At 66.2% G+C, this 13,522-nt stretch carries 11 protein-coding genes and 1 pseudogene; all 12 read right to left on the reverse strand.

Annotated elements, in window-relative coordinates:
- Window positions 1-890, reverse strand: a pseudogene (locus C6P64_RS12560) (hypothetical protein); the annotation flags it as partial.
- 9 nt (window positions 891-899) lie between these two features.
- On the reverse strand, window positions 900-6,143 hold the full coding sequence (locus C6P64_RS12565; RefSeq protein ID WP_105748910.1) for a phage tail length tape measure family protein: 5,244 nt from the start codon (window positions 6,141-6,143) through the stop codon (window positions 900-902).
- A gap of 6 nt (window positions 6,144-6,149) precedes the next feature.
- Window positions 6,150-6,443, reverse strand: coding sequence for a DUF1799 domain-containing protein (locus C6P64_RS12570; protein WP_170073099.1), 294 nt, complete (start codon window positions 6,441-6,443; stop codon window positions 6,150-6,152).
- A gap of 89 nt (window positions 6,444-6,532) precedes the next feature.
- Window positions 6,533-6,862, reverse strand: a complete 330-nt coding sequence (locus C6P64_RS12575; RefSeq protein WP_105748912.1) for a hypothetical protein — start codon at window positions 6,860-6,862, stop codon at window positions 6,533-6,535.
- Window positions 6,863-6,972: 110 nt separating this feature from the next.
- On the reverse strand, window positions 6,973-7,944 hold the full coding sequence (locus tag C6P64_RS12580) for a phage tail tube protein (RefSeq protein WP_105748913.1): 972 nt from the start codon (window positions 7,942-7,944) through the stop codon (window positions 6,973-6,975).
- A gap of 2 nt (window positions 7,945-7,946) precedes the next feature.
- Entirely contained in the window at window positions 7,947-8,129 is a 183-nt protein-coding gene (locus C6P64_RS12585; protein ID WP_105748914.1) for a hypothetical protein, read from the reverse strand.
- Window positions 8,130-8,131: 2 nt separating this feature from the next.
- A complete protein-coding gene (locus C6P64_RS12590; protein WP_105748915.1) occupies window positions 8,132-8,548 on the reverse strand; it encodes a hypothetical protein in 417 nt (138 codons plus the stop codon).
- Window positions 8,545-8,922, reverse strand: a complete 378-nt coding sequence (locus C6P64_RS12595; RefSeq protein WP_146115920.1) for a head-tail joining protein — start codon at window positions 8,920-8,922, stop codon at window positions 8,545-8,547. Before C6P64_RS12595 ends, C6P64_RS12590 begins: the two co-directional genes overlap by 4 nt.
- Window positions 8,923-8,937: 15 nt before the next feature.
- Window positions 8,938-9,285 (reverse strand): DUF2190 family protein, encoded by a 348-nt coding sequence (locus C6P64_RS12600; RefSeq protein ID WP_105748917.1) that lies wholly within the window; start codon window positions 9,283-9,285, stop codon window positions 8,938-8,940.
- A 49-nt stretch (window positions 9,286-9,334) separates the two neighbouring features.
- Window positions 9,335-11,404 (reverse strand): ClpP-like prohead protease/major capsid protein fusion protein, encoded by a 2,070-nt coding sequence (locus tag C6P64_RS12605; protein WP_105748918.1) that lies wholly within the window; start codon window positions 11,402-11,404, stop codon window positions 9,335-9,337.
- Between the two features lie 92 nt (window positions 11,405-11,496).
- A complete protein-coding gene (locus C6P64_RS12610; RefSeq protein WP_105748919.1) occupies window positions 11,497-13,017 on the reverse strand; it encodes a phage portal protein in 1,521 nt (506 codons plus the stop codon).
- Between the two features lie 5 nt (window positions 13,018-13,022).
- Window positions 13,023-13,235, reverse strand: a complete 213-nt coding sequence (locus C6P64_RS12615; RefSeq protein ID WP_105748920.1) for a phage head-tail joining protein — start codon at window positions 13,233-13,235, stop codon at window positions 13,023-13,025.
- Window positions 13,236-13,522: the final 287 nt, after the last annotated feature.

Raw genomic sequence — 13,522 nt, forward strand, 5'->3', positions numbered from 1 at the left:
GGCACCTTGAAATCACTCGGGTGGCGGCAGACGATGGTCATCTCCCGGACGTCGACCAGGTTCAACAGCGCGACGCCATTGCACATGCCGGGTCTGAGCTTGACCTGCAGGCCATCTTCGCCGCCGACGCTGCGCGTGTTGACATTGGAGTCGAACATCGCCCAGCGATTCGTCAGCCCCACGCGTATCCAGTGATCGGGGTCGCTTTCGGGGGGCAGCAGGCTGATGCCGTCATCGACCCGCTGATAGACCTCGTGCCGGGACGAGCGCATCACGAACGGCCCGAAAACCGTCTCCGGCGTCCGGCCGATATAGAGCCGCGAGAATCCGACCGCCGGGTGCTGGACGCCGTGCGGACCGTCAATCTGCAGCCAGATGGCGGCGCGCGTTGCGCTACCAGGCATCGTCACCGATCCAGCAATGCGGTGGTACGCCAGACCCGGCGAGTAACCGGCTCCCAGCCAACCCAGGCACCGATCGTTCTCGTCCCAGACCATCACGCCCACGGCGCCGGCCAGCGTGCTGCCGGATGAATCGACGTCGCAGGCGATGTGCAGCAGCTCACCCGGATAGACGACGAACGATCCTGATCCGGGGCTCCAGCCGTTGGTGCCAGCCAGCGTATCCCGGGCCGTTGTCCGGAGCTCGCCGTGGCCGCCATTGCCGGCAGCGTTGACCACGACGGGCACGCCGTTCGACGAATACCACTCGGTCAGTCCATTGAACGGGTTTGCTCCCGCCAGATTGACATAGTCACTCAGCTGGCCGGCGGCTGACGCCTGCGCGGCATAGGTGGCACCAGACACCCACTCGGGGCAGTCGTCCTCCGGGATGCTGCTGTGCAGCAGCATGCTGTCCTTGATGCGGATCGGGTCGAGCACTTTCAGCATGATCGATCCTCAGGCCGCTGCAGCCGGCATGCCGACCTGCTCCCATTTGTTCAGGATGCGCGACTGGCTCTTGGTCTCGCCGACGATCTGGGCGTTGCCGATGTTGTTCTCGGAGCGCATCCGGTCGACATGGCTGGACAGATCGGCCATCTGGCGCGTCAACTCGCGGTTCTGCTGTACCAGATCACGGTTCTGCTGCACGAGCTCACGCAGCAGTGCGCGCACCTCGCCATCGTCGGACTGGGCGGCAGCGATCGGAAACACGGGCAACCCAACGGCACCGCCGTCAGCAAACCCGGGCAGCCCACCAAGGCGCAGCGACTCGACCGCCTGCACGCCACCGGCACGCGCCACGTCATCCTGGGACCAGACCACCTCGCCCTTGTGCACGATGCCCGCCGGCTCATCGATGGCGCCAGGCCCGGTGTAGCCGCCGACGCTGTAGGCCGGCACGCCACCCAGCGAAACGACCAAGTCGCGCGCAGCCTTCACATCCTCCGCGATCGACTGCAATTGGCCAATTTTTCCGTAGACCTGGTCGTAAACACCGCCTGATTGGTAGAACTCCCGCATGTAATTGGCGTAGCCGTCGCCGCTGGTCGCCGATGTCTGCTGGTAGTTGGAGCCCAGCAGTCCATCCTCGCTGACGTAGATATAGGCCTTGGCGCCCTTGTCATTGAGCAAATCCACGCCATTGGCGCTTGCCAACGACCACAGCGCCTCGATGCCCTGCTTCACCGAGTCGACGGTCGCCCGCTGAATACCCGCGTACTGCTCGAGGGACGCCTGCGCATTGGCCAGCGACTGCTGCCGCTGCAACTCGGCCGCCTGGTCCGAGGATTGCTGCCGGATGGCCGCCTCGATGCCGGCCAGCTTTCCGAGCAGATCGACGTTGCCACGATTGAGTGCGCTGACGATGTCAGTGGTGCCGCTGTCCTGCTTCGACAGCCGATTGAGCACCGCGCCGAGCAGGGTTTCGCTGCCGTCCGTGGCAGCGGCCACGAGGTCGGTCAGCCCGAGCGCCTTCGACTGGGTTTCGCCGAGCGCCTGCAGCTTGGTGATCTGATCCTTCGACAGCCCGCCCAGGCTGACGGCCTGCCTGTCGGCCGCCGCGGTCTGGCCCTGCATGCCAGCCAACTGAAGCACCGTCGTCGAATCCAGGCTGGAAACGACCGCGCCGGCGTTGTCCACCAGCGCGCCGACGATGCCGCCGTTGCCGGTCTGCATGGTGCCGACCGTCAGCTGCGCGCTGGCCTGGATCGAGCCGTCGACTCGGCCGAGTGCCGTCTGGATCTGCTGGAGCAGATCGACCGTCAGGTTGCCGCTGGCCAACTGCTCGCGCGTGACCTCGAGCAGCGAGGTGTTGACGTCATAGAGCTTGGCCTGGTAGTCGGCGCCGACGCCCAGCACATCCGCCACCGCGGCGACGCCATCAAGCTGGTTGGCGACCTGTGCGCTCGCGACCGCGAATTCGACGGCGGTGCGCGAGCTGTTCTTGGTCTCTGCGATCAGCGCATCGGCCAGGCTGGGCAGGGCCTGCATCGCCTTGACATCGCCGCCCTGGGCGCGCGTCAGCTGTGCCTGGTAGGCGGCCCGCGCCGACTGCAGGCCGCCGGCGCGCTGCAGCAGGATGGACTCGGCGGCCGAGCGCAGATCCGTCATCGCCGCGCGGTAGGCGTCGGAGGCCTCGCGCGCCGTGCGGGCCGCGCCCTGGCTGAGCTGGATCTGGCTGTCGATCAGCCGAGTGGCTTCGTCCGACAAACCGGCGACCAGGCTGCCGAACTTCCCAGCCAGCGTGTCGAGCTTGGGCGTGAGGCTGTCAAACTGCGCCGACAGGCCCAGCAGGGCCGCATAGGTGCGACGGCCGGCATCGGTGGTCAGGTCCTGGGCCTCGACCAGGGCGCGGTAGGCAGCGCGGGTGGTGGGCAAGCTCAGACCCAGGGCAGCCAGGGAGGCGGTAAGCTGGCGCGTCGCCGTCGCGTTGCGCTCGGCCTCGGTGTAGTAGGCCTGGTAGTAGGCGGTCGTGGTGCTCTGGTACTGGGCCAGGCCACCCATCTGGTCGACCAGCTGGCTGGCCATGTCGGCGCCGGACAGGCTGGCCGCGTACAGCGTGCGGCCCAGCACGTCGAATGTGCCGTTGACCGTGCTCAGACTGCTGGACAGGCGCTCCATCGTCTGCACCGCGGTCTCGCCAGCGCGCGTGTAGCGCTCCGTGCCCAGGGCCGTGGAGGCCAGACTCTCGCCCACCTTGGCAAACTCCTCGGCCAGCCGGGTCTGGATCTGCTCTTCATTCAGGCCCTGGAAGCTGAGCTGGATGCTGGACGTGAAGCTGCTGATGGCCTCGGTGCCGAGGCCCAGGGTAGAGGCCATCAGGCCGGTCGACGTCTGCAGTGCGCGGAACTGGTTGGCCAAGCCAGCCTCGACTTCCGGGTCGAGAGCGCTGGTCTTGGTCTTGTCGGAACGGAACCAGCCGCCCTTGTAGAACTGGTAGCTGTTGCCGCTGAAACCCTCGTTGCCACCAAAAGTGCCTTGCAGGCCGCTGTCGGCCAGCTTGCGGCCGAATGCCCGGTTGATCGCGCCGCTGACGGCCCCGGCGATCAGGCCACCCGTCGGATCAAACCAGCCCGCGACCAGCGTGGCCGCGTCCATGATCTTGCCGTTGCCGACCTGGTAGCCGCCCGACAGGCTCTTGCTCAAGCCATAGGCCATCATCGAGCCGCCGGCGCTCTGCAACGCAGAATTGACGGCCTGCCCGGTCCCGGTCAGCGAGCGCACGCCGGCATCGGCATCGTACAGGCCGAGCTGCTGCCCCAAATCGCTCGAGGCCAGCTTCGTGAAGCCCTTCGAGATGGAGTCTCGGACCCCAGTGGTCAGCAGGTTGTAGGCGCTGCTGGCTGAGCTGGCCAGGGACATCGGATTAGCGCCCTGCCCCGACTGACCAGCGCTAGCCGCAGCAGGTAGGCCCAGCGCCCCGGTCAGCGTAGCGGCCACCGGGTTGATGACCGCCTGGATCACTGGCCGCAACACGAGCGTGCTGAACATGTTCTTGAGCGTGTCGATCAGGTTCTGACCGAAGTCCTTGCCCGATTCGAAGCCGCGCAACAGCGCATCGGTCAGCGATTTCTCGATATCCTCGGCGGCACGCCTCCATTCGCGCGTCGCATCCTTGGCTGCTTTCGCTGCCTCCTGCTTGCCGTCAACCAAGTCCTTCGCCGCCGCAATCCGGCGACGCGCGGCGACTTCCTGATCAAGCAGGTCGAGCAGTTGCGACTGGGGATCGAACATCGCGATCACCTCGCGCCGCTCCAGCAGGCGTGCGATCGCCATATCCTCGATGGCCGACTGAGACTCGCCGTACATGCGCGCCTCGAGCTCCATCGCATCAGCTTTGCGTTGCAGTTCAGTGACTGACTCGACCGTCTTCAGGTAGTCTCGGTCGCGGGCCTGCTCAAAATCGGCCTGCGCCTTCAGCAGCCGTTCGAGCGCTTGGCGCTCGCGCTGCCTGGTCGCCAGTTCCTGCGCGGCGACGCGCTCGCCTTGCAGCGCGGCGCGTGCACGCTGGTCCTTCGTGACGAGGATCTGCTGATCGAGCTTCAGCACCATCTTTTCGCCCTCGGTGAGCTCGGAAGCCTTGAGGCCGTATGCGGTCAGAGCATTGATCTCCTCCCGCTCGGCATCGGTCTTGGCTCGGATCGCCGCGACGCGGTTCTGCTCGGCTTGTGCCTGTCTGGCCGACCCATCGGCTGACTTGGCGCGCGCGGCGGCGACGCGCTGCTCGATCTCGGCTTGCGAGATGCCAGCCACAGCGCCCATCTCGCGGATCTTGTTGACTTCCTCCTCTAGCCTGGCCTGCTTGCTCAAGAACTGGCTGCCAGCCTCATTCCACTTGATGCGCGCGGCCTGCTGATCGGCATGGCGCTTGGCAGCCTCAGCACCCTGGCTCTCAGCTGCGATGACGCGCTCCAGGTAAGTCACCTGCTGCCGCTGCGACTCGATGAGCGCGCGGCGCTCAGACAGCGAAACGTTGAAGCCCCATTTGAAGCTCCTGGACTCCATCTGCTGCAGCTTCTCGCGAGCGGTGGTCAGGCGTTCTTCGCCGGTTTCCTTGCGACCGATGTTGAGCATGGCATCCCAGGCACCCTTGGCTTGCTTGCCGACCCAGTTCCACGACTTTTCCAGCGCACCGAGGTTCGATCGGGCGCTATCGATCACCGGCTTAAGTGCATCGTTGTAGGTCTGCATTGCCAGCTTGGCCGCCTCAGTCTTGCGGCCAGCCTCTTCGAGCGATTTGATTTCTTCGTACTGCGTCGCGGTAAGGAAGCGCAACGACTCGTTGAGCTTCAGTACCGCATGGGTCGGGTCGTTAGCCAGCTCCTTGAATTGCTGCGCCGTCACCGCGGCCGACTGCCCGAGGTACTTTTCGGCATCGAGCGCAGTCCGGGTCAGCTGCTCCATCTGGCTGCTGACGGCGCCACCTGCCTTGGCAAGCTCCGTCAACGCAGAGACCGCGCCACTCTGCGTAAAGCCCTGCTGCGACAGCGACTTCGCCATCTCGTTGAGCTGGCCCGTCGTCACGCCCAGCGTGTTGCCGGTCATCGCCACCGCGCGCTCCAACTGACCGAGCTCGGAGCGGCCCTTCTCGTAGGCGATCACCATTGCGATGCCGGCTGCAGCAGCCAAATTGAGCGGCGTCACCAGGCCGGCGACATAGCCACCCATCGCGCGTGCCGCGGCACCCACGCCGCCAAACTGGTCCTTCAGCTGACCGCCTTGCTGCGTCAGCACCAATAGCGGATCCTGGCCACCGGCAAGGCTGGTGAAGATGTCCGTGAATTGCGCCGGCAACATCCTCATGGCTGCTGCCGTCTGGGCTGCCGAGGTCTCTACCTGGTGCATCTGTCGCGCAGTGCCGGAAAGGCTCTGATTGACATACTGAGCCGCAGAGGACAGCTGCTGCGACATCAGCTGCATCCGGCGTCCGAGCTGTTCCGAGCTCATGCCCATGCGGTCGAGCTCGCGCGTGGATTGCGCAGACGAAGCGCTTGACACCTCCATCGCACGGCTGGTCTGCTGCATTTCCTGCAACATGCGGCGCGCCGTCTGCTCGGTCTGGGCCTGCAGGCGACTGAGCGCACTCTGTGCCTGCTCGGCGGGGGTCGCCATGTGCCCCAGCGCCTCGCCGGCCTGCCGCAACCCCTGCTGCACCTGCTCCGCGCCCTGCAGCGTCAGCTGGATTCCGATTTCTGTGCTCATGCGGTCTTACCTCGCTGATTTCCGATCAGCCCAGACTGAAAGCACGACACGCTCACAGGCCTGGATGCCGTCCCAGACATCGAGCCGGACCGACGGCTCAAGTCCGAGCTCATCGAGATAGGCGCGCACGCCTGTGTAATCGAGCCCGGTTGCGCCGGACATACCGACGCGCCACTGCGTCTGCACGCCAATCCAACAATGCCAAGCCTGCACGTTGTCAGGCCAAAGCCAGAACTCGCGCGGCTCGGGCGCCTGGCCAGCTGCGGCTTCTTCCTGCAGTACGATGCCGAGCGCTGACAAGGTGCAGTCACGTTGAGATTGGTCATTAGAGACTTCGGAGGGGCTGCGTGCGTCCAGCTGCCCGCGCGCCCACAGGCGCGCGAGCTGGCTCAGTTTTTTGCCTTGGCCTGCTTCTCAACGATGTAGGTCTGAGCAGCCAGGCCAGCGAGACCGTGCAGCCGATCGAGCTCGCGCCAGCTGTCAGCCGAGTACGGCAACGGCGCGCCGCTGGCGTCGCGCACGTCGTCCCAGTCCTCGATCACAGCGGCCATGAATTCAGCGTCGTTCTTGTGCTCCTGGATCAGCTCGCTGGTCCGCTCCTTGTCCAGGCGCTTGCAGATGAGATGGAAAGAGAACGCCTGGTCAACACCGGAAGCGTCTTTGGTGACGCCGGAAACCTTGAACTTGACCTTGTTCGAAACGGAGAGACTGATGCTCATGGGAATACCTGATGATGTGAAAAACGCCTGATGAGAAGGTGGGCGCAGCCGCGGCTCAGGCAAACCGCACGGATCGAGGCGATCGACCCGCTGCCGCGCCCGAAACCGAATCAGCTGAACACCAGCCGCAGCTCGTCATTGCCGTTGACCGGCAGCAGCGCGAGGTCGAGGCCCAGTTGCGCGACGCCCTCGTAGTCAGCCCGCTTGGGCGACAGCCGCTGCACCGATGGGCAGAAGATCAAGGTCTTGCTGCCAGCGACGCTGCCGTACTCGAACGACATCGAGGTCAGCACGCCGCTGTTGATGTCGGCGATCAGCGCCACCTCCTGCGCCGCCGTCAGCTCGAGCTGCACCGAGCCACTGGCCTTTCGGCCCATGACGTTGACGGCCTGGCCGGTGCTCGAGTAGCCGCTGCCGCCACTGAGCATGCGGCGGGTCTTGATGTCGTTGCCCAGGTTGAGCCCGAGGCCGCGCGACGGGAATGCGGTGCCGCCAGTCAGCGCACCCGCGCTGTAGGTGCCGCCGAACTTCAGGACCGCACCGCTGATCAACTGCGGGGTCTTCCAGGCGGTCAGGGTCTGGTTCGGGAGCGCGCCCTCGACGATGCCGCCATCGATGCCAGTGAACTGGAACTTCAGCAGCGGGATCTCGCCCTCGTTGTTCTGTGGCTCGACCGTGCCCATCGCACCGAGCAGCTTGTGCAGCACGCCGTCGAGGTAGTAGTAGATCGTGGCCGACTCCTGGCTCAGCGTGATCGGCGCGTACTCGACGCGGGTGGTCGCCGTGATGGTCTCGCTGAGGGCACAGGCGCGCAGCAGCGGGCCAAAGGCCGGCGCGGTGCCGGCGACCCCGGAGGGAGCAACCTCGACGTCGAACGACAGCCGGGCAAATCGGCTGTTGTGCATCGCCTGCTGCGCACCGAAATGCGGGCGCGACACGTTGCGCTCCTTGCTATCGAAGAGCAGCTCGAAGCTGGGCTCGCTGCAGACGATGGCGTTGGCGCCACCAGCGGGCACGGAATCGGTGGCGTAGGTCGTCTCGAGCTTGGCTAGGACGGCCGACATCTGGGTCATGCGGGGCATGGTTACTCCTTGGTGTTGGCGGTGGACGCGGCCGCCGGCTCAGGCGCCTGGGCCTGGTCTGCGGCAGGCAGAGCGGCCGTCGAGACGCGCTCGAGCGAGCCGTCGGGCTGACGGATGTAGCTGCCGCCGCTCTGCGGCGTCGCATCCAGATCCGTGGCGAGGGTGTGGGTGGATGGTGATTTCATGGTCAGGCCCAGGGGGTCAGGGAATGGTTCGGGGTGCGATGACGGACCAGGAACTGCAGCGCCGCGCACTCCATCTCGGTGCGGCCTTCGGCGTAGTCCCAGTCGATGCCGTCCTGCTCCAGGCCCTCGATGCCGGCACCCGTGACCCGGGCATCAGGACCGAACAGGCGCAGCCAGACCGCCTCGAGCAGCGCATCGACATCGCCGCGCGCGTAGCACTCGACCACGATCGGCGTGGTCCAGCGCGTCACGCCCAGCGTGCTGGTATTGGCTTTCGACTGGCCCAGGTGGACGGCGATCTGCCGCTGCCGGGACTCGGGCACCAGGTGCCGTGGGTTGTCCAGCACCTCGGCAGGCGCCGGGTAGGCGGACAGCGCCGCGACGATGGTGTTGAGCACCGACTTGAAGGCGGTTGTCATGCGCGTAGCTCCCGCTTGAGCACCAGGGTGCTCATGCCCGTGCCGTCGGGCTCGTGCTCGGTCACCCGATAGGTCGCGCCACGCAGCACCAGGCGCAGGTCCACCGCATCCGACTCTTCGGTGGACAGGCCGGGATTCACGTAGAGCACGAACCAGTTGCGCACCGCCAGCGGGATGTCAGCGGTCAGCAGCGTGAAGGTCGGGCGCGAGTCGGCCATGGCGAGCATGCCGACGTCGCCGCGAGCGTGCGCGTCGTCAAAGATGCCGCTCACCTGCTCGCCGCTGGCAAAGGTAGCGACGGCGTTGGACAGCCTCTGTATGACGGCAGCATTCATGCGCTGCTCGAGGCAGGCGAACGGGGTGGACTGGCTCACGGCGTCAGTGCCCTATCAGGTGCCGGCGGGCGTGGTGGACTCGAGCAGAACCTGCACGGTCGCGCTCGGGTTGGCCACCGCCGACACAGCGACGCCGACACAGACCTGGCCGGTCGCGGTCTTGTTGACGCACTTGTTGGCAGCGTCCCAGAACAGGCGGTCGCCGACCGAGATGGCCAGCGCCGATGTCTTGGCCAGCTCCCAGACGCCCTCGGTAGCGAACTGGCCGGGGGCATTGGCCGCCACCGGGGCCAGTGCCACGCCGAACAGTGCAGCGCCGAACAGATAGCCCTCGCCAGCCGCAACAGCCGCAGCGGGGGTCAGGGTGAGGGTGTCGCCCTCTTGCTTGAAATTGCGTGCCATGGTGGATTCCTTGTGTCAGGCGAGGCCGGCAGCGCCGGCCCCAAGTTCATCAGGCGCCAGCGTTGGTCACGGCACCGCGGTAATCGACGGCGGCAACGCCGTAGTCGAGGCGCACCTTGTAGCGACCGCCATCGACATCGAAGCCGTTCTGCAGCTCCAGGTAGGGGGTCTGCGCACCGTCCAGGAAGGCGACTTCCAGCACCGGGGCCTCCATGGCATCGGCAAACACGTAGCGGCGCGTGCCGCTCAGTCGCGGGGTGTCCACGATGTCGCGGAACAGGCCGTTGACCATGTTCGGGCGCTGCAGCTTGTTGGCGGTGTCGGGGTCGTACAGCGCACCGTTGATGGTGCGTGCGGTGCCGCCCAGGCCGAGCGGCACCAGCAGCACGGCCGGGCGCAGGTCCAGGTAGTCGTTGCCGCTGACGTCCTTCTGCAGCGCCATGGTCACGCGATCGGCATCGATGGCGGCCATGGACAGCGCAGCCGCCGTGCTGATGTTGCCGTGGTTGGCGCTGAACAGCGCGTAGCCATCGGCCATGGTCGGGCCCAGGCCGTTATTGAGGGCCAGCAGCGCGTAGACGTCAGACTCGACCGTGCGCGCGGCGGCGCGGCCCAGCATGGCGGACAGGCCGACGAAGGCGCCCAGGTCGTCGTTGATGATGGCCTGGCGGCTGATGTTGATGATGTTGCCCTTGGTCGCCGCCTGGATCGATGCCTTCTCGCCGTCCGGGATCGACTTGTTGATGTACTCGCCCAGCTCGTTGACGGCATCCAGGTTGCCGAAGCTGCCCAGGCGGTAGCGGTTGTGGGCACGGAAGTCGCTCACGGTGCCGGTGGCACAGAAGCGCTGCCAGGTCAAGGCGGCAGTGGCGTAGGCGGCCTGCAGCGCCTTGTGCATGGTGGTTTCCAGCAGGATCGGGAAATCGCTGGTGCCCTGGGTAAAGGCCGCCGCGACGATCTGCATCTGGTCCATGCCGTCAGTGCTACGGCCGGCGCGAGCCAGCGAGGCACGCGCCACATCCAGCAGCTTGTGGCCGCGGAAGGGGTTGGCCGACAGCGCGGCGCGCGCTTTGGCGTCCTGCTCCACGCCGGCGCGAGCCAGCAGAGCGGCCGAAATCGCGGCGCGCTGCTTGTCGGCCTCGTCGGCCACGGTCTGGACATTGGGGTGCGCGCCCTGCGGGTTGGCGGGCGCGTTGTCCTTGCCGATCTCCACCAGCAGGCGGGACTGGATCTGCTCCAACGTCAGCGACGGGTCGGCCAGGACTTCGTCCTTGAGCGCCTGCACGCCGGGCTTGGCCTCGAAGGGCTTGAAGGACGCCAGCACCTGGAGGTTCATCTCCTTGGTACGAGCAAAGGGGGCAGCGGGGGCGGCAGGTTGAGCCGCCGCGTTCACGGGATCGGGCATCGAATGCTCCTGGATGTTGCCGACAGCGGCCGGCGGTTGGGAAACTGGGGTGGCGGCCGGCACGGCAGCCGGCGCAGCGGAGGCGCTCGGGCGGAAGCGGGACAGGTCGAAGCTGTTGACCGCCAGCGCAGCGGCGGCGTCCACTTCGGCGCCGATGGCGTCGGCAAAGCCTTCGGCAACAGCCTCGTCTGCCGAAAACCAGTGGTCCTTGCCGTCAGTCAGGATGGCCAGGGCCTGCTCGTAGGTCTTGCCGCTCTTGTCGGCGTAGGCGCTGGCCATGGACTTGGCATAGCGGTCCAGGATGTCGGCCATCTCGCGCAGATCGGCGGAATTGCCGCCAGCGAACGACCAGGGCGCGTGGATCATCATCTGGGCATTGCGGGCCATGGTGACCGTGTCGCCGGCCATGGCCAGATAGCTCGCGCAGCTGATGGCCACGCCATCCACCTGCACATGCACGGGCGCCGGATGACGCTTGAGCGCGTTGTAGATCGCCAGGCCGTCAGTGACCGAGCCGCCGTAGCTGTTGATGCGCAGCGTGATCTCGTCGGCCTCGAGGGCGGCGATGTCGCGCACCATCTCGCTGGCGATCACGCCGTCCTCGTTCCAGCGGTCGCCGATGTTGCCGTAGACGTAGATCTCGGCGACAACGGGCGCGCCATCGCCCTGCTGGGCCATGGCCTTGATTTCGTACCACTTGTTCTGACTGGTCATGCGCAGGACTTTGCCTAGACGCTTGTGCAGAATCTCAAAAATCCTGCACAACCTGCGCGGGCGCAAAAAAGCCCGCGCGCGGCGGGCTGGCTTCAGTCCTGCTGGTCCGGGTCGGCGGGGTCCGGCGGTACTGGCTGCGCCCCGCCCGCTTGCTGGCCGGCATTGGCCGGCAGGCCCTGCGCCTGCTTCTCGCGCATCCAGCGGCTCTGCTGCTCGAGCGTGTCGATCGGGTTGCCGCCCCGGCGCCGGATCACCTCGGGGCCGCTGACGTAGCAGCGGTCCTCCAGCAGGCCCCAAGCCTCGGCCTCCTTCTTGGGGTCGATCCAGGGCATTGCGGGCGGCATGTAGGTGGCGTCGTTCAGCGATTCCGGCTTGATGCCGGCCGGCACCTTGAGCAGGCCGCTGATCGCCGCCACCGCAACGAACTGCTCGTAGATCGGGCGCACGATGCGGCCGATGAACTCGTTGGCCAGCGTCGCGTAGATGGCGTAGCCCTCGACCAGCTCTTGGCGCTGCGCGGAGTAGGTGCCGTCGTAGGTGCGGGCGATGCTGCTGAAGGTCGGCCCGGCCCCAGCCGCAATCGCCTTGAGCTGGCCACTGCGGTAGGTTTCGAGGTTCGGGTTGGGCCGGTTGGTGTCGATGGTGCCGATCTCCTCGCCCGGGCGCAGATCGTCGAAGATCATGCCGGGGCGGAACTTGAGGTAGCGCTGCTCCTGGGCATCGTCGGGCTGGTACAGGTCCGGCGTGCCCTTGCGGATGAAGGCCGCCATGCTGGCCGCGATCTTGGCCGCGATGCGCTCGCTCTCCTCGTAGTCCTTGAGGTCGTCAAAGCGGTTGAGCACGCTGGCAAACACGCTGACGCCGCGCAACTGGCGAATCCGGTGCACGTTCTTCAGGTGCAGCATGTTGGCCGCGCCGATGCGCTTGGTCTGGCCGCCGACCACCATCGACGTCGTGCCGCTGTCGAGCGGGCTGACCTTGAGCACGTGGTAGCCCGTGGGCGCGCCCCAGGCATTGACCTCGATGCCCTGCACCACCGTGGCCGGCGCGCTGCCGTTGTAGTCCATCGGCACCAGATCGGCCTCGATCATCTCGATCGACAACGGCACGCGGGTGCCATGGTTCAGTCCCGGTGTCTGGCCGGACAGCACCTGGGCGAACACCTCGCCATCGCGGAAGAAGCTGCGGCACAGCAGGCGCTGCGCGCTGGCCCAGTCGTGCTGCCGCGTGACCTCGGGGTTGGTGCACCAGTCCTTCCACAGCCCCAGGATCTGGCGCGCCAGGTCGTCATCAATGCTGCCGTCGGCCCGACGCGGCTGCGGCTCGATGCCGATGCCCGTGGGCCCGACCACGTTGGACACCAGCGTGTTGAGCACACCCAGCGCCAGGTCGTAGTTCTGCTCCAGGTGGCGCGCGGTCTGGCGCAGCGTGGCGCCGGCCTGCAGCACCTCGTGGTTGGCGGTGCCGACAGCGCGCCGGCCCTTGCGGGTGCGGTCGGGCTTGGCGGCCTCGTAGTAGGACAGCACGGTGCGCGCGTGGGCGCGCTGGATACCCGCCACCGGGTTTATCCAGGCCACCATGCGGTCCACCAGCGTCAGCTTTGGGGCTGCCATGGCCGTCAGTCCGAGAAGTCGGCCAGCTGGTGGCGCGGGTAGCTGCGCGGCCTTGCAGCAGTGGCGGAAGCCATCTCGGCGCGGATCGCATCGCGCGCCTTGAGCAGCTCGTCCATCGTGCGCAGCGTGATCTGCTTGCCGTCGGCGGCGCGCACGCTCAGCTCGCCGGAGGCAATGGCCGCGTCGATGGCGGCGAGGTCTTGAGAGGTGAAAGCCATGCGCGCGAGGCTACCGGGCTGGCTGTGCAGAATCTCAAAAATCCTGCACAACCGCTACTCATTGCCTGGCGGTCAGTTCATCGGTATAGAGGTAGCTGTAGAGACCTATGCCCGGCACCACTCCTGACGGCAGCTGACATGGCTACGTGACAGTGTCACAAAAATGACCGAGTTCGATGACATTCAAACGGCAACCTGTTTCCAAAAAAATAACAACCGATGAATGAAAAACATGTCGCAAGAAACATATTTTCTAAACTTTAGCTATGAGTGATTTCAAGGTGTCT

Origin of the sequence: Malikia granosa (assembly GCF_002980595.1) — a bacterium.
GTDB classification, from domain to species: Bacteria; Pseudomonadota; Gammaproteobacteria; order Burkholderiales; family Burkholderiaceae_C; genus Malikia; species Malikia granosa.